We start from the raw sequence: 18,753 nt of genomic DNA on the forward strand, positions 1-18,753 counted from the left end.
AATACAGGCAGCACGTCACTCGACGCGGACACGCCTTCGCCATCAGCATTCCACAAAGCTGATCGAACTATCGAATAATTTTCATTTCCAGGCTGCGCGCCTCCTGTCAGGCAAGACATATTGAGAATGGGCGTATCGAAAAAATGCAATCACGTAGGGGGACTGGGATGGTCAGGCTGATGGGTTTTCTCTTGGCATTGTTCGCGTTCGGACAAGCGGGGAGTGCACTGGCGCAGGATCGCTGCGATGCCCTACGCGGATTTGCCAGCGGCAATGCCATCATCTTGTCGACCGAATCCGTCGCCGGGCCCGGCTACAAGGCGCCCGATAGTCAAACTTATGATCAACTGGGCGCGTTCTGCCGTGTTGTTGCGCGCGCCACGCCCGCCCCGCAGTCAAACATCCTGATCGAAATATGGTTGCCCGCCAGCGACCATTGGAATGGCAAGCTGCTGGGAACGGGTAACGGGGGCTTTGCCGGCAGCGTCCGCTATGCCGCGCTCGCTGGCGGCGTGAGGCGTGGTTATGCGGTGGCGAATACCGACATGGGCACCTTTCCGGCGGGTTCGCTGGGCGCGGCGGGCTATGATGCCGGCATCGGCCGACCGGAAGCCGTGCGGGACTGGGGCTCGCGTGCGACTCATGAAATGGCGCTGGCCACGCGCGCTGTCGCGAAAGCCTATTATGACCGGGACGCCAGCCGCAGCTATTTCGCCGGTTGTTCGACCGGCGGGCATCAGGGTCTGACCGAAGCACAGCGCTATCCCGAGGATTATGACGCGATCATCGCTGGCGCACCCGGCCATAATCGCACCCATCTGCACATGGCCTTCACCTGGTTCGGCCAGGCGGGGCGGATGCCGGGTGCGCACATTCCCGCCGCGACGATGACCGCCTGGGCAACGGCGGTGAACCGCAGTTGCGTCGGCAAGGACGGTGGGGCACCGGGCGACGCCTTCCTGACCCAACCGCTGCAATGCCGTTTCGCCCCGCGCGACATGCTCTGCAAGCCGGGGCAGGTGGACGGTTCCTGCCTGACGACGCAGCAGGCGGCCGTGCTGGACCGCATCTATGGCGGTGTGCGCAATCCGCGCACGGGCAAGCTGATCTATCCTGCAGAAATGAAGGGGACAGAGGCATTGCTCGCCTATTTCTTCGGTGACCCGGAACTGGCGAAGAAGCCCGTTGCGGCTGATCTGGCGCGCTGGGTGTTCGGCGGTCAATATGATGCGGCATCCTTCGATTTCGATAAGGATGTCGCTCGCATGGATGCGGCGCTGGGCGCGGACGTGAATGCCAATGACCCCGAACTGACCCGTTTCGCCGCGCGCGGCGGCAAGCTGATCCTTTATCATGGCTGGTCGGACCTGATCGTCAGTCCGCTTGACAGCATTATCTATTATACGCGGATCAGGACCGGGCAGGGGGCACCGTCGCGCGAGCAATTTTCGCGCCTGTTCATGGCGCCCGGCGTCAGCCACTGTGCAGGCGGACTTGGCCCCGATCGCTTCGGGCAAGGCGTTGAGTTCAAGAGCGGGGATGCCGAGCACGACCTGCTCGCCGCGCTCGACACATGGGTGGAGACAGGCAAGGCGCCCGATCAGATCATTGCGACGAAGGTTGCGGGAGCGGACAATCCTTTCGCGCCACCGGTAGACGGCCCGGTGGTGGCGACCCGCCCCGTCTGCGCCTACCCAAAGGTCGCGCGCTACGACGGCAAGGGCGATGCAAAGGATGCAAAAAGCTTCACCTGTGTCGCTGCGCCGCGCCCCGTGTTCGAATGGCCGGCGCCCGAATATCTGCAATAATGGCCAAGAGCCGAATGGTGTCACGGAGAACATCTTTCATGCGTGCCCGGACGATATTGTTTCTGACGGCGGCACTGTGCGCGCCGGTTTCGGTCGATGCGCGGTTGGCGCGGCTGCTCGTCGAACAGCGGGAGGACGTCGCGGGGAAGGATGGCGCGCCTGCCTATCGGATATTGCGCGGCCATTATGAGGGCGAACTGGACCCGGCCGATCCGCACAACCGCATCATCACCGATCTGGCGCACGCGCCACGCCAGCGCAACGGCCGGGTTGCTTATGCGGGAACCTCGCCATGGCGCTGCCGGTCGATCCGGCACGAGACAGCGGCTTCCTCTATTATGACGTGCCCAATCGCGGCAATGGCGCCGTGGCGCCGGATGCCGACGGCCATATCCGGGTCATCAGCGGCTGGCAGGGCGACATTGCGCCGCAGGATGGCTTGCAGACCCTGACCGTGCCGATCGCCCGAGGGGCCGATGGGAGGTCGCTGACCGGGCCGGTGTTGCAGCGCTTCACCGATATTGCGGCGGGGACGGCGAGTGTCGCCATCACCGGATCGATCGGACGGCCCACGCCCCGGCCGTTGCCGCTGACGCTTGATACCCGGCGGGCCAGGCTGTTTACGCAGACGAACGACAATGCGCCGCGCCATACTATCGCCGCGAAGGATTGGGCCTTTGCCGACTGCCGTGCCAAGCCTTTCCCCGGTACGCCCGATCCAACGCAGATTTGCGTCAAGGGCGGGTTCGACAGCACAAAGGCCTATATTCTGACCTATCAGGGGAAAGACCCCAAGGTGCTGGGCATCGGCTTTGCCGCCGTGCGCGACCTCAACGATTTCCTGCGCTATGGCACGGTGGATGATGCGGGGACGCCCAATCCCGTCGCCGGGCAGGTGCGCTGGGCGATCGGCCTCGGCACGTCGCAGTCGGGGAATTTCATGCGCAGCCTGATTGCCCTTGGTTTCAATCAGACAGAGGGCAATCGCCGCCTGTTCGACGGGGCCAACCCCAATATCGCCGCGCGGGGCGTGCCGCTCAACATTCGCTTTGGCGTTCCGGGCGGGGCAGCCAACCTCTATGAAGCGGGCAGCGAGGGGCCGCTCTGGTGGAACCGCTACGACGACAGGGCGCGAGGACGCGGCACATCCAGCCTACTCGACCGCTGCCGCGAAACCGATACCTGCCCCAAAATAGTAGAGACGTTCGGATCGGCAGAATTTTGGGGATTGCGCATGTCGCCCAACCTGATCGGCACCGATGCCGGATCCGACATTCCCCTGCCGCCTGAAGTCCGGCGCTACTATTTCCCTGGCGTTACCCATGGCGGTTCCTATGTGGGCGGCTTTCCGGCCGGTGGCGAAAAGGCCTACCCCGGCCTGGCCGCATGCACGCTGGCCTGGAACCCGAATCCGTCGTCGCAAACGCGGCGCGCGGTGCTCAAGTCGCTGGAAGCCTGGATCAGCGAAGGCAAGGAGCCGTTGCCCAGCCGTTATCCCACGCTCGCTGCCGGTGATCTGGTCGCGCCAGATGCCGCCGCGCTGGGTTGGCCCGCCATTCCGGGCGCGCCGACGCCGACGGGCAAGATCAACGAAATGCCGGATTATGATTTCGGCCCGGCCTTCGACTATCGCGACCTGTCGGGCATACAATCGAAACAGCCTCCGTCGATCCGCCGGATCATCCCGTCCCGCGTGCCACGCGTGAATGTGGACGGCAACGAGATGGCGGGTGTCCCGTCCGTTCAGTTGCTGGTGCCCACGGGCACGTTCACCGGCTGGAACGAGGCGGCTGCAGGCTATTATAAAGGTCGTGGATGCGGCTTTATTGGCGGCTTCATCCCCTTCGCCAGAACCGAGGCGGAACGAAAGGGCAGAGGCGATCCACGACCTTCGCTGGCAGCACGCTATGGCGATCATGCCGGCTTTGTCGCGCGCGTCCGCGCTGTCGCGTCTGAGCAGGTGAAGCTTGGCTGGTTGCTGCCCGACGACGCGGAAAAGATCGTGATGCAGGCGCAAGCGAGCGATATTCTGCGTTAGAGCATTCTGAAGTCGGCTGGAACAGCAGACGGCTCGCAGAATGCGGAAAACAAAAGAAAATTAGAGCATCATCCGATTCAATCTAATCGGATGATGCTCTAGGTTCCGCCGAACCGGACATTCAGCCATGATGTGGCAGGTCAGTCGATCAGACCAACATCGTGTTTCTAGCCGGATCGTTTGCGGGCTTGTCCGCAAACGATCCTAAAATCGCAATATATGCGTAGCAGATTGCGGGAATTGCCAGCGAAAGCAGGATGGTGGCGACGAGCGAATTGGCTGCGACCTGCAGAATGGTGATGCCGCCCAAGATGAACAGAGGCGAGATGACGCAGGTCAGAACCAGGCGCTGGCCCTTGCCTGCCGCGACCACCGATCGGGCCTATCCCAACGCGTGAAATTCGACCACCTCTGTCCTCCTATGCACTGGGAATATTGATGAACGGCTCGCCGGAATCGATGAAGGTCACCTTCCGCTCCGGGACCAGTTTCTGTAGCCAGTCGCGGCATAGCAGCATCCCATCCTCCTCGCCGCGTTCATGCGCGATCAGGATCAGCGCCTTGTCTCCGGTGGTTGCCATGACGTCACGGGTATATTCGATCGAATCCCATTCCCGGATTTCCGGGCAGATCGCGACGTCGCCGATGGCAAAGGCGTTCAGCACGCCGGCAATATCATGGCCGATGTTGACGATCCGGCTAATCATCAGGTCCGGCCGGCCCACCACGCGGATGCTCTTGCTCGGCAGCTTCGTCGCCATTTCGCTGGCCAGGTCGGCCAGGCTGATCGGCGGCCGGGTGAAGGTCCGGCGGAAGCCGTCCGATCCCTTGTCCAGATAGGCCTGCCCTCCTGATCTGCCCCCGCCGAGTGGACCGATTGGTTTGTTAGTGATGGGGTGGACGCCCCCCGACGGCATCGATGTGCCACAGTGGAGGTGTTGAACACCACTTGAGGGAGGCGTCCGTGTCGGAAGTTACCATAATCGGGTTGGATATCGCCAAGCATGTTTTTCAGGCGCATGGGGTAGATGCGTCAGGCCATGCGATTTTGCGTAAGAAGATTACGCGTTCGAAGTTGCTGCCGTTCTTTGCCGTTCATCCGCCTTGCCTCATTGTGTTGGAGGCATGTGGCGGAGCCCATCACTGGGCGCGCGAGTTGCTCAAGCTCGGTCACGAAGTGCGGTTGATCGCTCCGGCCTATGTGAAGCCCTTTGTGAGGCGGCAGAAGAACGACGCGGCCGATGCCGAGGCGATCTGCGAGGCAGCACAGCGTCCCAACATGCGGTTCGTACCGGTGAAAACTGAGGAACAGCAGGCAGCTGCGATGGTGTTCCGGGGGCGAGATCTGCTGGTCCGCCAACGCACCCAGATTAGCAACGCCCTGCGCGGGCACATGGCAGAATATGGTTGGATCGCGCCCAAGGGCTTGGCGCATCTGGAAAAGCTCAGGGCGCTGCTCTCCGATCAAACGGCAGTGCCTGAAGGGGTGCGGTCTGTGTGCGTGGTTTTGCTCGATACTCTGGCTAAGCTCGACCGGCAAATTGCCCTGCTCGACAAGGAGATCGTGCGACGCTCTCGGGAGGATACGGTCACGCGCCGCCTGATGACGATCCCTGGCATCGGACCGATCACCGCAACGGCGATCACCGCACTTGCGCCGCCGTTAGGAACGTTCGCCAAGGGGCGTGACTTCGCTGCCTGGGTCGGCCTTACCCCTCGTCAGCACTCAACGGGTGGTAAACAGAAGTTGGGATCTATCTCGAAGATGGGCGAGCGCACGCTACGTCGATTGCTGATTAACGGCAGTAGCGCGGTGGTGCTCCAAGCGAGCAAACGAGGCCCGGCGAAGGGATCGTGGATCGAGCAGATGCTGGCCCGCAAACCACGTATGCTGGTGACGGTCGCGCTGGCCAATAAGACGGCACGGATCGTCTGGGCGCTGATGATGAAGGATGAAGTTTACAAAGCTCCGGTCGCAGCGACGGCGTAAGCCAAGGCGGGCCAGAGGTCGTCGGAACGTAGTCGGTCGAAGGAGGGTATGGCACAACAGTCGGCGAGACGGGGTCGGAAGAACCAGGTTAATCCACCGTGCTTCATCAGCACGCGTTAGTGATGTGGTTCCGGTCCGCGAACTCCCATACGGGCCCGCAGCTATCATCGCTGCATCAGAGAGGCCGGACAGATGGCAGCATCCGACTACGTGCCTACCTCCAAATACCACTTGCGTTAATCGGGGCATCCACAGATGCATTAAGCCCATCGCCGCCATATCCGGACGGAGGTGGAGCGAAGCGGAACCGGAGGCCGGATATGGCGGTGTCGCTGTTTCCGGTGCCGGCGGTCGGTAGCCCAAGCTACTGTGAGGGCGAACGGTGTTGTAATGCCGCCGCCATGCCTCGATCAGCACCTTGGCCTCAGTGAGGCTGTAGAAGATCTCGCCGTTGAGCAGTTCGTCGCGAAGCGATCCATTGAAGCTTTCGTTATAGCCATTCTCCCATGGTGATCCCGGCGTGATGAAAAGCGTCTTCACGCCGATCTGCCCCAGCCATTTCTGGACGGCGGTCGCGATAAATTCGCTTCCGTTGTCGGACCGTATATGTGCCGGAGGACCGCGAGAAATGAACAGGTCAGCCAGCGCCGCCAGCACATCCTCGTGTTTGAGCTGCCGGGCAACGATAAGTGCCAGGCACTCCCTGCTGGCCTCATCGATGATGGTCAGGATCCGGAACTTGCGGCCATCGTGCGTGCGCCCTTCGACGAAGTCGTAGGCCCACACATGCCCGGGATACTCAGGCCGTAGGCGGATACATGATCCGTCGTTGAGCCACAGGCGTCCCCGTTTGGGCTGGCGCAGCGGGACCTTCAGTCCTTCGCGTCGCCATATCCGCTCGACCCGTTTGTGGTTCACCGTCCACCCCGCATGGCACAGCAACGCCGTCACCCGGCGGTAGCCATAGCGACCATATTGCTTCGCCAACGCGATGATGTCCTCCGTGAGAGCCTGTTCGTCATCCGCCCCACGCGGCACCTTGCGCTGTGTCGATCGATGCTGCCCTAGCACCCGGCATATCCGTCGCTCGGACACCCGGATCGGCAAATCTTGTCGCAACTGATCGATGCAGCGCCGCCGCCGCGCGGGGCTTAGAAGTTTCCCTTGGCAGCTTCCTGCAAGATCAGCTTGTCCAACGTCAGATCCGAAATCGCCCGGCGTAGCCGCTGGTTCTCTTTCTCCAGATCCTTCATCCGCCGCGCTTGGTCGGTCTTCAGGCCACCATATTCCTTGCGCCAGCGATAGTATGTCTGCTCGCTGACTGCGATCCGGCGGCACGCCTCTGCTGTCGAGGCTCCCTGCGCCAGCACAATCTCAGCTTCACGCAGCTTGCCGATAATCTCTTCCGGCTTGTGCTTCTTGCTCGGCATTCATCGTCCCTTTCGTGGTCCAGACTATCATAGTCTCTGGGCCACTCAGCGGGGGGCAGATCAGAACCAGCCCTTCAAATGCCAGAACCTTGAGCGCCTCTCTCAGGGGCGTACGCGACACATCGAACCGCTGACATAATGCAGGTTCGGAAATTTTCTCGCCCGGCTTTAGCTCACCCTGCTCGATCATCTCGCGGATTTCCGTAACCAGCACGTCGTGAAGGCTGGTCCTTGGTATTGCAGTCCGTTCGATCATTCGTTGCACCGTTTGTATTTTGCATTTTTATTATAGCTGCGCGCAATCCGCCATGACAAATGCTAATTCGGCCTGGCGGTTCAGGGTGAAGTGGCAATCGCGTCGCCAAGATCAGCTGGCAGGGTGCCAAAGGCGCGATCGATTTACTGCAGGATGCGGGTCGGAAAGCCGCGCATCGATCCGTTCGAGGAGAATAGGCGACCCGCGAAAACCAGAGGATATGGGCTGGCGAGATGAATGCGCCAGAGCCAATTTGGATGATAAGCGGTATTGAAGGTTGAACGACCAGCATGAACAGGTTCACGATGGTTATCCAGGCTTTCGGCTTGGCGTCGTTGAGAAAGCCGCTGCGCAAAGCCGCGACGTCGCTCACGGCGGCGACGGCGGGAGAGGCATCTCGAACGCTTTGGATCACTGGGATTGCAAAGACGGTGTGACGCTCACGTCGCGAACTAGTCTTTATTTAATTGAGAATTGATCGCATTAGCTATATCAGGCAGACATTGGGTCACATTTGGGAGATGGATGATGGTGAGCGGCAAAACAGTTGCGACATGGGGCAGGGCGTTCCTGCTGGCCACGGCGCTGCTGGCGACGGGATCCGCCGCGCAGGCGCATGAAATCTGGGTCGAGCGCGATGGCGCAGGACCGGCGCGCATCTATCTGGGCGAACCGGGCGATGTTTTGCCCGAAGGCGGCGATCCCGAGTTCGAAAAGCTGAAGGCGCCGCGTCTGGTGCCCGCATCGCAGGCGGCGCAGGTACGCAAGACCGGCTACATAGAGGTCGCAGCGCCCGCCGGCGATGTTCGCGTGATAGACGACAGCGTGTTCGACCCCTGGGGCGAAGAGGGCAAGAAGCAGGGCGTCATCTATTATGCTCGCGCCGGCCGCGCCGAAGCGAAGGCCGGCCTGCCGCTGGAAATCGTGCCGACCGCCGCCAACGCAGACAGCTTCACCCTGATCCGTGATGGCAAACCGGTGCCGGCGGCCAAGCTGCTGGTGATTTCGCCCGACAAATGGTCGAAAAGCTTCACCACCGATGCGCAGGGGCGCGTCACTTTGCCGCTCAAGGACAAGGGCCGCTTCATCCTGTCGGCGACGCATGAGGAGAAGGGCGACCTGACGTTGCGCGACCAGAAAGTGGCGACGCTCTATCACATGGCGACGCTGACCTTCGTCAACGATTGATCGCATGAAGAAGTGGGGAGGCTGATCGGTCAGCCTCCCCCCCCTCCTTATTTTTACGCGGCGTCGACCAGCACGATTTCGCTATCCTCGATCGCCGTTACGCGGATGACATCGAGGTCGCTGATCGCTGCGCCGTCGCGGGCATTGACCCGCACATCGTCAATCCGGATTGCGCCGGTGGCGGGCACCAGATAGGCCTTGCGATCCTTGCCGATCGGATATTCGGCGCTTTCGCCGGCCTTCAGCGTGGCTGCGACAACCCGCGCGTCAGTGCGGATTTGCAGCGCGTCATTGTCATTGTCATAGCCCGACGCCAGCGTCACGAACTGGCCGGCGCGGTCGCCCTTGGGGAAGGGACGGGCGCCCCAACTGGGGGCTTCGCCTTCGCGGGTGGGGATGATCCATATCTGGAAGATCTTCGTCGTCACATCTTCGCGATTATATTCCGAATGGCGAACGCCGGTGCCTGCGCTCATCACCTGAACATCGCCCGCTTCGGTGCGGCCTTTGTTGCCCAGGCTGTCTTCATGGGTGATCGCGCCTTCGCGAACATAGGTGATGATTTCCATGTCGCGATGGGGATGCGGCGGAAAGCCGGTGTTCGGCGCGATCGTATCGTCGTTCCACACGCGCAGATTGCCCCAGTGGACGCGCTTGGGATCATGATAGCTGGCGAAGGAAAAATGATGCTTGGCGTCGAGCCAGCCATGGTTGGCGCCGCCGAGGCTGTCGAAAGGACGAAGTTCGATCATGGTCTTGTCTCCGTGCGGGGGCGGAATGCCGCCTCGCGTTGGGACTGTCTTTACCCCTTGCGATCTTTCTGGTTCAGAGGGATAAAATGGGTGATAATGTTCGAGGGAATAGAAAAGTGAATAATCCCGGCACGCCGACTTTCGATCAGCTGCGCATCTTCCTGACCATCGTCGATACCGGCAGTTTCGCCGCCGCCGGGCGCAAGCTCAATCGCGCCGTGTCAGTCATCAGCTATGGCGTCGCCAATCTGGAGGCGCAACTGGGCCTGATGCTGTTCGAGCGGGAAGGAACGCGCAAGCCGCAGCTGACCGTGGCTGGCCGTGCCTTGCTGGCCGAGGCGCGCAGCATATCCCATGGCATTGACGGTCTGCGGGCCAAGGTGAAGGGGCTGCTCGACGGGCTGGAGGCGGAGGTCAATCTGGCGGTCGACGTGATGCTGCCGGCGGAGCGACTGGGCCGGGTGCTGCGCGCCTTTGCGAAGGAGTTTCCCACCGTGCAACTGCGCCTGCATGCCGAAGCGCTGGGCGCGATCACGGCGATGGTGCTGGATCGCGGCGCGGTGGTCGGCCTTTCCGGGCCGCTTTCTGCCGGGGTCGAGGGGATTGAAAGCATGGGGGCGGGGCTGGTGTCGATGGTGCCGGTCGCTGCGCCCGATCATCCGCTGGGACGGATGGATGTGATCGCGCCGGGCGCGGGGCGGGACTATACCCAGTTGGTGCTGACCGACCGTTCGCGCTTTACTGAAGGGCGTGATTTTTCGGTCAGCAGCCCGAAGACGTGGCGTCTGGCGGACCTGGGCGCGAAACATGCGCTGCTGCGCGAAGGGATTGGCTGGGGCAATATGCCGCTGCCGATGATCGAGGCCGATCTGGTCGCGGGGACTTTGGTGCGGCTGGCCATGCCCGATCATCCCGGCGGCACCTATCGCTTTTCGGGCATCTGGCGGCGCGACACGCCGCCCGGCCCGGCGGCCAGCTGGCTGCTGGAGCAGTTCGTCGCGCTGGGACAGGATGATCGTGAAGCCGATGGCATGAGCGACGTTTGATGGAAACGGCCTGCGATGACGATCTTCATCGCAGGCCGCCCATATCCTTGTTACGCCAGATCGAAACGATCGGCGGTCATCACCTTGACCCAGGCCGCCACGAAGTCGCGCACGAACTTCTCACCCGCGTCGGACGCCGCATAGACTTCCGACAGGGCGCGCAGCTGCGAGTTCGATCCGAAGGCGAGGTCGGTGCGGGTGGCGGTCCACTTCTTCTCGCCAGTCGCGCGGTCGGACCCGACATAGCTCTGGTCGGCTTCGTCCTCCACCTGCTTCCAGGCGGTGCCCATGTCGAGCAGGTTGACGAAGAAGTCGTTGGTCAGCTGGCCGACGCGGGTCGTGAGGACGCCATGCGCCGATCCGCCATGATTGGCGCCCAGCACGCGCAGCCCCCCGACCAACACCGTCATTTCGGGCGCTGACAGGCCCAGCAACTGCGCCCGATCGACCAGCAACTCCTCCGTCGGCACGTTGAAACGCACCTGAAGATAGTTGCGGAAGCCATCGGCCTTCGGCTCCAGCACGGCGAAGCCTTCGACATCGGTCTGCTCCTGCGAAGCGTCCGACCGGCCGGGCGTGAAGGGCACGGACACATCATGGCCCGCCGCCTTCGCCGCCTGCTCGATGCCGAGATTGCCGCCCAACACGATCAGGTCGGCGACCGATGCGCCGCTTTCGCTGGCGATGCCGTCATAAATTGCCAGCACGCGGGCCAGTTCTGCCGGCTCATTGACGTTCCAGTCCTTTTGCGGGGCGAGGCGCAGGCGCGCGCCATTGGCGCCGCCGCGATGGTCGGACCCGCGATAGGTGACGGCCGACGCCCAGGCGGTCTTGACCAGATCGGCCACCGACAGGCCAGAGGCGGCGATCTTCGCCTTGAGCGTTGCAACGGTCGCATCGTCCAGCGCCGGCCCGGTCGCTGCCGGGATCGGATCCTGCCAGATCAGGTCTTCGGCCGGAACTTCAGGGCCGAGATAGCGGGCCTTTGGTCCCATGTCGCGATGGCACAGCTTGAACCACGCGCGGGCGAAGGCATCGGCGAAATAGGCCGGATCGGCCCGGAATTTCGCCATGATCTGCGCATAGGCCGGATCGACCTTCATCGCCATGTCGGCAGTGGTCATCATCGTAGGCACCTTGACGCCCGGCGTATGCGCCTTGGGCGCCAGCGTGTCTTCCGGGTTGCCGACCGGCTGCCACTGTTTCGCGCCAGCGGGGCTGCGCACCAGTTCATACTCATGGTCCAGCAGCATGTCGAAATAGCTCATGTCCCATGTGATGGGCGTGGGCGTCCATGCGCCTTCGATGCCGCTGGTGGTCGTGTGGTCGCCAATCCCGCTTTCAAAGCCGTTCAGCCAGCCAAAGCCCTGCTGCGCGATGTCTGCGCCTTCCGGCTCCGTGCCGACCAGCGACGCGTCGCCCGCGCCATGCGCCTTGCCGAACGTGTGGCCGCCGGCCGTCAGCGCCGCCGTTTCTTCGTCATTCATGCCCATGCGGGCAAAGGTTTCGCGAATATCGCGGCCCGACTGGAGCGGATCGGGATTGCCGCCCGGTCCTTCGGGATTGACGTAGATCAGGCCCATCTGGATCGCCGCCAGCGGACTTTCCAGCTCCATGTCCTTTTCCGGCTGGATGCGGGTCTGGTTATCCGGGTCGCCGACCCAATTTTCTTCGGTGCCCCAGTAAATATCCTTTTCCGGTTCGAACACGTCGGCGCGGCCGCCGCCAAAGCCGAAGACCGGCCCGCCCATCGATTCGATCGCGACATTGCCGGCCAGGATCATGAGGTCCGCCCAGCTGAGCTTCTGGCCATATTTCTGCTTGATCGGCCAGAGCAGGCGGCGCGCCTTGTCCAGATTGCCATTGTCCGGCCAGCTGTTGAGCGGGGCGAAGCGCTGCGACCCGGAGGACGCGCCGCCGCGCCCGTCGCCGGTGCGATAGGTGCCGGCGCTGTGCCAGGCCATGCGGATGAAGAAGGGGCCATAATGGCCATAGTCGGCCGGCCACCAGGGCTGGCTGTCGGTCATCAGCGCGGTCAGGTCCGCCTTCAGCCCATCATAATCGATCGTCTTGAACGCCGCCGCATAATCGAAATCCTTGTCCATCGGATTGCCCGACAGGCCGTTTTGCTGAAGGATGTCGAGCGACAGCTGGTTGGGCCACCAGTCGCGATTGGTGCGGCCCAACAGGGTGCGCGTTACGCCCCCATGGTTCACCGGGCAGCCCGAAGCATCTTTAGTCGTCTTGGCGTCCATCTCTGTTCTCCTGTCTTTTCCCTGCGCGGACTTTAGGATCGGTCGCCGCCTGTACAAAGTCGAGAATATCGCTCTGTCTGATTGATAATATTGTGCAACGACGCGGCGATGACGGCGCGCCGAATATATGCGTTTCGTACAAAAATGCGCATGGGCTACATGCTCCCGCTATCCCGCACATCAATGCCGTGCAGGCGCGGACGTTCCGGTCGCGTATCGAAGAAAATCCGTCGCGCAGGGCTGCGGGCGCGCGTCAGGCGCGGGGCGTCAGTCCACCCATCACCACATCGACCAGCCTTTCGGCAATCTCTTCCGGCGCCAGAGGTCCGTCGGGATCATGCCAGCGCGCCGGCCAGTTGAGCGCGCCCGCCAGCGCGAAGGAGGCGAAGCGCACATCGACCGGCGCGATCGATCCGTCGGCCATGCCCTGTGCGATCAGGTCGCGCACCGCTGCGTCAATCTCCCGCTTGCGCGCGCGGAAGCGGGTGGCGCTGTCCATGGACAGGACTTCCTCACTGGTGCGGATGACGCAGCGGCCGAAATCATCCATGTTGATTTCCGCATAGCGGCATAGGAAGGCGCGCAGTCGATCAAAGCCGCTGCCCTGCGCCTGCATGGCGTCATCCGCCGCCGCACGGAGCATTTCCAGCCCGCGATTGACGCATTCGACCAGCACCTGCTCCTTATTGCCCAGATAATGGTAGATGGTCGGTTTGCTGACGCCCAGACTGGCGGCGACATCGTCCAGCGACGCCGCATGATAGCCGCGCGCGTTGAACAGGCGCACCGCCGCCAGCAGCACGGCCTCGCGCTTTTCCTCCCGCTCCCGATTGCGTTCCTCGCGTGAGCGGAAAGGGGATGCGGCAAGCTGTTTCGACAAGGCGATCTCCTTCACGCCCCAGCATTGACAAGAAACCAGAGGATAATCAATGTACCCATGAGTATATAAAAGACGGGTGAGTATGCTGACGGAAATCCAGATCGCCATTCGCGATACGGTACGCGCTTTTGCGCAGGACAATATTCGTCCGCACAGCGCGCGGTTCGAGTCGGAGGGCGGCTATCCGCCTGGGCTGTTCGAGCAGATGGCGCAGCTTGGCCTTTGGGGCATGACCGCGCCCGAAGCCTATGGCGGGGCGGAGGCGGACGCCGTTTCCTATGCGCTGGCGCTGATGGAGATCGCCGCGGCCGACGGGGCGCTGTCGACCATCGTGTCGATCCAGAACAGCATCCTCGTTTCGGGCCTGCTCAAAAATGGCAGCGACGCGCAGAAGGCGCGCTTCCTGCCCGACCTGATCGGCGGCCGCACGATCGGCGCCTTTGCCCTGACGGAGGCGGACGCCGGATCGGACGCTTCGGCCGTGCGCACCCGCGCGATCAGAGTCGAGGGCGGTTGGCGGATCACGGGCGCAAAGCAGTTCATTACATCGGGCAAGATCGCCGGGTTGGTGATGATCATCGCCCTGACCGATCCCGATGCTGGCAAGAAGGGCCTGTCCGCCTTCATCGTGCCGACCGACCGGCCTGGCTATGGCGTCGACAAGGTCGAACATAAAATGGGGCAGGGCGCATCCGATACCTGCGCGCTGCGTTTCGACGACATGTTTGTGGAGGATGACCTGCTGATCGGCCAGCCGGGGCAGGGATATGCGCAGGCGCTGGCCAATCTGGAAACGGGGCGCATCGGCATTGCCGCCCAGTGTGTGGGCATGGCGCAGGCGGCGCTGGAGATTGCGATCGCCTATGCGAAGGATCGCAAGAGTTTCGGCAAGGCGATCATGGATCATCAGGCGGTGGGTTTTCGCCTGGCGGACCTGGCCACCCGGCTGGAGGCTGCGCGGCAACTGGTTTTGCACGCGGCCCGCACCAAAAATGCCGGCGCGCCCTGCCTGACGCAGGCGTCGATGGCCAAGCTGTTCGCGTCCGAAGCGGCGGAGGCGATCGTCTCCGGCGCGATGCAGACGCTGGGCGGCTATGGCTATCTGGAGGAATATGGCGTCGCCAAAATCTACCGCGATGTGCGCGTCTGCCAGATTTATGAGGGCACATCGGACATTCAGCGCATGGTCATTGCGCGCAGCCTTTGAGACAGGAGAAAAAGATGCAGGACGATCCCGTCGTCATCGCCAGCTATGCCCGCACGCCGATGGGCGGATTTCAGGGGATATTGTCGCCGCTCAAAGCCACCGATCTGGGCGCGGCGGCCGTGAAGGCGGCTGTCGAGCGGGCGGGGCTGGCCGCCGATGCCGTCGATCGCATCTATATGGGATGCGTGTTGCCGGCGGGGTTGGGACAGGCGCCGGCGCGTCAGGCGGCCTTGGGCGCGGGATTGGGCCTGAATACCGAGGCGACCACGGTCAACAAGATGTGCGGATCAGGCATGCAGGCCGCGATCATGGCGCATGAGGCGCTGGCTGCCGGGGCGGCCGATGTCGTCATTGCCGGAGGCATGGAGAGCATGACCAATGCGCCCTACGCCCTGCCCAAGCATCGCGGCGGCGCGCGGATCGGCCATGACCGGATCATCGACACGATGATGATGGACGGGCTGGAGGATGCCTATGAACCCGGCAAAGCGATGGGCGTCTTTGCCGAGGAGGCGGTGCGCGACTATCAGTTCACGCGCGAGGATCAGGATGCCTATGCCATCCGGTCGCTGGAGCGCGCGAATGCGGCGATCGCCAGTGGCGCTTTCGTGCGGGAAATTGCGCCGGTCACGGTCAAGGGCCGGGGCGGCGATACGATCGTCGATACCGACGAACAGCCGGGTAAGGCGCGGCCGGAAAAGATTCCCGGCCTGAAGCCGGCGTTCGTCAAGGACGGCACCATCACGGCGGCCAATGCCTCCTCCATTTCGGATGGTGCGGCGGCGCTGGTGATGACCCGGGCCAGCGTGGCGGCGCGCCTGGGCCTCAAGACTGTGGCGACGGTCGTCGCGACGGCTGCCCATGCGCATGAGCCGGCGAAGTTCACGACGGCGCCCGTGCCCGCGATGCGCAAGGCGCTGGACAAGGCAGGCTGGTCGGTGGCCGATGTCGACCTGTTCGAGGTCAATGAAGCCTTTGCCGTGGTCGCCATGATCGCCGCCAAGGAACTGGGCATCCCGGACGATCGGATCAATGTGAATGGTGGCGCGACCGCGCTGGGCCATCCGATCGGCGCATCGGGCGCGCGCATTCTCGCTACGCTGATCGCGGCGCTGGAGACGCGCGGGTTGAAGCGCGGCGTGGCCAGCCTGTGCATCGGTGGGGGCGAAGCGACCGCCATGGCGATCGAACGGATCTGAAGGAGACAGCGAAGTGGACATCAACGGAGCAGCCGCGATCGTCACCGGCGGCGCATCGGGCCTGGGCAAGGCGACGGCGACGATGCTGGCGCAGCAAGGGGCGAAGGTTGCGATCTTTGACCTGAATGAGGAGGCCGGACGGGCGACGGCGGACGCGCTGGGAGGTGTCTATGTCGCTGTCAACGTCGCCGACGATGCCAGCGTGGCCGCCGGTCTGGATGCGGCGCAGGCGGCGCATGGCATTGCCCGCATCCTCGTCAACTGCGCCGGGGTGGCGCCAGCGGTAAAGACGGTGGGCAAGGACAATGCATCCCATCCGCTCGACATTTTCGCGAAGACCATTTCGGTCAACCTGATCGGCAGCTTCAACGTCATCGCCAAATTCGCCGCCCAGCTTGCGGCTGTGGATGAAGTGGATGGCGAACGGGGCGTCATCGTCAACACGGCGTCGGTCGCGGCCTATGACGGGCAGATCGGGCAGGCGGCCTATGCCGCGTCGAAGGGCGGGGTGGTGGGCATGACCCTGCCGATCGCCCGCGACCTTGCCAGCCACAAGATCCGCGTCATGACCATCGCGCCTGGCATTTTCCTGACGCCGATGCTGGAGGCATTTCCGCAGCAAGTGCAGGATGCGCTGGGCGCACAAGTGCCGCATCCCAGCCGTCTGGGGAAGCCCACCGAATATGCGCAACTGGTGGAAAGCATCGTTCGCAATCCGATGCTGAACGGCGAGGTCATTCGTCTGGACGGCGCAATCCGCATGGCCCCGCGCTGAGGGCGCTGGGGTGCATCACTCCTTCACAGGATAAGAGATGATCAACGCCAGCGGTTCCGCGCCCGTCTGTTTGATGCCTACGACCGCGCCGTCATAAAGATAGGCGGTCATGCCGGGGGTAAGACTGCGGGTTTCGCCGTCGGATGTGACGTCGCCGGTGCCGGAGAGGACATAATAGACCTCATCATGGGCGATGGGGTGCAGGCCGATGGCCGAGCCGACATGGAGGATGCGTTTGCGAAACTCCATGCGGCGCGGTTGGGGCACAGCGTCGCTGATGCGATAGGCGGTGCTCATGCCGATTTTTCCGTGGGGCGTCGGTTCTTCGCGCATCACAGTCTTTTCGTCGATCACCGCCATGGGCGGAGCAGCGGCTGCGGCGGCTGCGAGAAGGGAAAGGATAAGGCTCATTTGCGTGTCTCCGCTTCACCCTGCCGCATCATCTTGTCGCGATCCGACAGATGTTCGGCGATTTCCGCTGTCTGGCCGGGATAGCGGCCCGATTTCGGTTCCATCGTGTCGAGATTCCAGTCGCCCTCGACAAAGGGCGCGCGGGTCTGGGCCATTTTTGGATAGCCGCCGACCTGTTTTTCATCGTCGATGATCTCGCCGCGCCCCTCCGCCACGAAGAACAGGACGCGCAGATCGTCTGCATCGCGATCCCAGGGGCGGGCGCCGGCGCGGGCGAGGACATGGGTTTCCACGTCGCGTGCGGGCAAGACCTGCGTGCCGGGCCACCAGATGGGCGGGGCGGGCAGGTCGTTCAGCTTTGCACGGGTTTCACCATAGCGGCCGAACATGGGCAGCGGCTGGCCGAATTTATCGACGGCGATATTGTCCTTGCCATGATAGTCGAGGTCGCCGTCTCCGCCCAGCATGAGGAAGGGCATGCCGGTGGCGGTCGACACGCCGCCGCGCAGCACATTGCCGACGGCGGAAATCTTGCCCGTCTGATAGGGGTGATCGCCCCATTCCAGCGCCATCAGATTATAATGAAGCGCGCGTTCGCCGGGATCATAGAGGATGTTGTTGACCAGTTCGACCTGGCCGCCGCCCTTCACCAGCGGATTGCGCTCCTTGTTATGGGCATAGATATTGCGCCAGATCAGGATCTGGCTGGCATTGTCATGGATCAGCGTGCCCTTGCTATGCTCCCCTTTGGGATGGCTGGCATCGGCCAGTCCTTCCGCCGCGAGATTATAGGAAAAGGTGATGGCGTGGCTGGTGTTCTGCCGCCACTCGTCAGGGGTCTTGCCTTCGAAGCGCGGGCCGGAGGCGGACATATTTTCGTCGATCGCCCAGGTGAAGCTGCAATGATCAATAACGACATGATGGGCGGCGACAGTGGACAGGGCGTCGGCTTCCCAGCCGCTCATCTTGGGCTGACCATCGACCCCGGTGCGGATGCGGATATGGCGCATCACCACGTCATGGGTGGCGATGTCGATGCCGGTCTTGATGAGGGTGATGCCGGGCGAGGGCGCGGTCTGGCCGGCGATGGTGACATAGGGTTCGCTGATCCTGAGCGCTTCCCGGCCCATGTCGATGATGCCGCCGACTTCGAATACGATGATGCGGGGGCCTTTGGCCTCCAGCGCGGCTTTGAAGCTGCCGGGACCATCTGGAGCAAGGGTAGTGACGCGGATGATGCGGCCGCCGCGCCCGCCCGGCGTAGTCGCGGCCCAGCCAACGGCGCCGGGGAAGGCAAGAGCGCTGGCCGCCTGCGTTGCTGCGGATGGCGCGGCGGCGGCAGGAAGGGGGAGTCCGATGGCGGTCAGGCCGATCAGCAGGGGGGCGGCCAGCGGCAGCGACAGCAGACGCGACAGGGGGGGCTTCATGGCGATCAACTCTCCTCTTTCCTTCATTCTTGACATTGGCGCGGATCGGCTGCAACTGTTTTTGACACCGGTGTCCATCCGTTGCCCTTGT

16 protein-coding genes and 1 pseudogene are annotated in these 18,753 nt (G+C 63.0%); 8 read left to right on the plus strand and 9 right to left on the minus strand.

What is annotated here, in order from left to right; genetic code table 11:
* The first annotated feature begins 179 nt into the window (after positions 1-179).
* Positions 180-1,808 carry a tannase/feruloyl esterase family alpha/beta hydrolase gene (locus tag ACFOKF_RS19510; RefSeq protein WP_380798053.1) on the plus strand — a complete coding sequence of 543 codons (1,629 nt, stop codon included), beginning with the start codon at positions 180-182 and terminating at the stop codon, positions 1,806-1,808.
* 292 nt (positions 1,809-2,100) lie between these two features.
* Positions 2,101-3,846: an alpha/beta hydrolase domain-containing protein gene (locus ACFOKF_RS19515; protein ID WP_380798054.1), complete on the plus strand. Its 1,746-nt coding sequence runs from the start codon at positions 2,101-2,103 to the stop codon at positions 3,844-3,846.
* A 148-nt stretch (positions 3,847-3,994) separates the two neighbouring features.
* On the opposite strand, the gene ACFOKF_RS19520 is transcribed toward ACFOKF_RS19515, so the two are convergent.
* On the minus strand, positions 3,995-4,219 hold the full coding sequence (locus tag ACFOKF_RS19520; RefSeq protein ID WP_380798056.1) for a hypothetical protein: 225 nt from the start codon (positions 4,217-4,219) through the stop codon (positions 3,995-3,997).
* Between the two features lie 46 nt (positions 4,220-4,265).
* Positions 4,266-4,763 carry a hypothetical protein gene (locus ACFOKF_RS19525; RefSeq protein WP_380798058.1) on the minus strand — a complete coding sequence of 166 codons (498 nt, stop codon included), beginning with the start codon at positions 4,761-4,763 and terminating at the stop codon, positions 4,266-4,268.
* 47 nt (positions 4,764-4,810) lie between these two features.
* Between ACFOKF_RS19525 and ACFOKF_RS19530 the strand changes: the two genes are divergently transcribed.
* The gene (locus ACFOKF_RS19530; protein WP_380795869.1) at positions 4,811-5,836 is read left to right on the plus strand and encodes an IS110 family transposase; all 1,026 of its coding nucleotides are present in this window, start codon (positions 4,811-4,813) and stop codon (positions 5,834-5,836) included.
* Positions 5,837-6,091: 255 nt separating this feature from the next.
* Here the strand turns inward: ACFOKF_RS19530 and ACFOKF_RS19535 are convergent.
* Positions 6,092-7,266, minus strand: a pseudogene (locus ACFOKF_RS19535) (IS3 family transposase); the annotation flags it as partial.
* Positions 7,217-7,480 carry a GntR family transcriptional regulator gene (locus ACFOKF_RS19540; protein WP_380798060.1) on the minus strand — a complete coding sequence of 88 codons (264 nt, stop codon included), beginning with the start codon at positions 7,478-7,480 and terminating at the stop codon, positions 7,217-7,219. The gene ACFOKF_RS19540 and the pseudogene ACFOKF_RS19535, both read right to left, overlap by 50 nt.
* Positions 7,481-8,047: 567 nt before the next feature.
* Between ACFOKF_RS19540 and ACFOKF_RS19545 the strand changes: the two genes are divergently transcribed.
* Positions 8,048-8,710 (plus strand): DUF4198 domain-containing protein, encoded by a 663-nt coding sequence (locus tag ACFOKF_RS19545; RefSeq protein WP_380798062.1) that lies wholly within the window; start codon positions 8,048-8,050, stop codon positions 8,708-8,710.
* A 53-nt stretch (positions 8,711-8,763) separates the two neighbouring features.
* Here the strand turns inward: ACFOKF_RS19545 and ACFOKF_RS19550 are convergent, their stop codons facing one another.
* Positions 8,764-9,462 (minus strand): pirin family protein, encoded by a 699-nt coding sequence (locus tag ACFOKF_RS19550; RefSeq protein ID WP_380798063.1) that lies wholly within the window; start codon positions 9,460-9,462, stop codon positions 8,764-8,766.
* Between the two features lie 116 nt (positions 9,463-9,578).
* Between ACFOKF_RS19550 and ACFOKF_RS19555 the strand changes: the two genes are divergently transcribed.
* On the plus strand, positions 9,579-10,508 hold the full coding sequence (locus ACFOKF_RS19555) for a LysR family transcriptional regulator (RefSeq protein WP_380798064.1): 930 nt from the start codon (positions 9,579-9,581) through the stop codon (positions 10,506-10,508).
* A 50-nt stretch (positions 10,509-10,558) separates the two neighbouring features.
* Here ACFOKF_RS19555 and katG read toward each other — a convergent pair whose 3' ends face one another.
* Positions 10,559-12,763, minus strand: coding sequence for a catalase/peroxidase HPI (gene katG, locus ACFOKF_RS19560; RefSeq protein ID WP_380798065.1), 2,205 nt, complete (start codon positions 12,761-12,763; stop codon positions 10,559-10,561).
* Positions 12,764-13,016: 253 nt separating this feature from the next.
* On the minus strand, positions 13,017-13,643 hold the full coding sequence (locus ACFOKF_RS19565) for a TetR/AcrR family transcriptional regulator (RefSeq protein WP_380798067.1): 627 nt from the start codon (positions 13,641-13,643) through the stop codon (positions 13,017-13,019).
* Between the two features lie 82 nt (positions 13,644-13,725).
* Here ACFOKF_RS19565 and ACFOKF_RS19570 point away from each other — a divergent pair, with 82 nt between their 5' ends.
* The 3 genes from ACFOKF_RS19570 to ACFOKF_RS19580 are packed head-to-tail and all read left to right on the plus strand — an operon-like array spanning position 13,726 to position 16,824.
* Positions 13,726-14,850 carry an acyl-CoA dehydrogenase family protein gene (locus tag ACFOKF_RS19570; protein WP_380798069.1) on the plus strand — a complete coding sequence of 375 codons (1,125 nt, stop codon included), beginning with the start codon at positions 13,726-13,728 and terminating at the stop codon, positions 14,848-14,850.
* Positions 14,851-14,864: 14 nt separating this feature from the next.
* Positions 14,865-16,049 carry an acetyl-CoA C-acyltransferase gene (locus tag ACFOKF_RS19575; RefSeq protein WP_380798071.1) on the plus strand — a complete coding sequence of 395 codons (1,185 nt, stop codon included), beginning with the start codon at positions 14,865-14,867 and terminating at the stop codon, positions 16,047-16,049.
* 13 nt (positions 16,050-16,062) lie between these two features.
* Positions 16,063-16,824 (plus strand): SDR family NAD(P)-dependent oxidoreductase, encoded by a 762-nt coding sequence (locus tag ACFOKF_RS19580; protein ID WP_380798073.1) that lies wholly within the window; start codon positions 16,063-16,065, stop codon positions 16,822-16,824.
* A gap of 15 nt (positions 16,825-16,839) precedes the next feature.
* Here the strand turns inward: ACFOKF_RS19580 and ACFOKF_RS19585 are convergent, their stop codons facing one another.
* Both ACFOKF_RS19585 and ACFOKF_RS19590 read right to left on the minus strand, forming a co-directional pair.
* The gene (locus tag ACFOKF_RS19585) at positions 16,840-17,235 is read right to left on the minus strand and encodes a cupin domain-containing protein (RefSeq protein WP_380798074.1); all 396 of its coding nucleotides are present in this window, start codon (positions 17,233-17,235) and stop codon (positions 16,840-16,842) included.
* On the minus strand, positions 17,232-18,662 hold the full coding sequence (locus ACFOKF_RS19590; RefSeq protein ID WP_380798075.1) for a pectate lyase family protein: 1,431 nt from the start codon (positions 18,660-18,662) through the stop codon (positions 17,232-17,234). Before ACFOKF_RS19590 ends, ACFOKF_RS19585 begins: the two co-directional genes overlap by 4 nt.
* Positions 18,663-18,753 lie beyond the last annotated feature (91 nt).

The sequence above is a fragment of the Sphingobium rhizovicinum genome (assembly GCF_042647625.1).
Lineage (GTDB): Bacteria > Pseudomonadota > Alphaproteobacteria > Sphingomonadales > Sphingomonadaceae > Sphingobium > Sphingobium rhizovicinum.

Coding starts and splice junctions, on each gene's coding strand:
- ACFOKF_RS19510 (WP_380798053.1), top strand. CDS start 180: ATGGGTTTTCTCTTGGCATTGTTCGCGTTCGGACAAGCGGGGAGTGCA.
- ACFOKF_RS19515 (WP_380798054.1), top strand. CDS start 2,101: ATGGCGCTGCCGGTCGATCCGGCACGAGACAGCGGCTTCCTCTATTAT.
- ACFOKF_RS19525 (WP_380798058.1), bottom strand. CDS start 4,763: ATGCCGTCGGGGGGCGTCCACCCCATCACTAACAAACCAATCGGTCCA.
- ACFOKF_RS19545 (WP_380798062.1), top strand. CDS start 8,048: ATGATGGTGAGCGGCAAAACAGTTGCGACATGGGGCAGGGCGTTCCTG.
- ACFOKF_RS19550 (WP_380798063.1), bottom strand. CDS start 9,462: ATGATCGAACTTCGTCCTTTCGACAGCCTCGGCGGCGCCAACCATGGC.
- katG (WP_380798065.1), bottom strand. CDS start 12,763: ATGGACGCCAAGACGACTAAAGATGCTTCGGGCTGCCCGGTGAACCAT.
- ACFOKF_RS19570 (WP_380798069.1), top strand. CDS start 13,726: ATGCTGACGGAAATCCAGATCGCCATTCGCGATACGGTACGCGCTTTT.
- ACFOKF_RS19575 (WP_380798071.1), top strand. CDS start 14,865: ATGCAGGACGATCCCGTCGTCATCGCCAGCTATGCCCGCACGCCGATG.
- ACFOKF_RS19585 (WP_380798074.1), bottom strand. CDS start 17,235: ATGAGCCTTATCCTTTCCCTTCTCGCAGCCGCCGCAGCCGCTGCTCCG.
- ACFOKF_RS19590 (WP_380798075.1), bottom strand. CDS start 18,662: ATGAAGCCCCCCCTGTCGCGTCTGCTGTCGCTGCCGCTGGCCGCCCCC.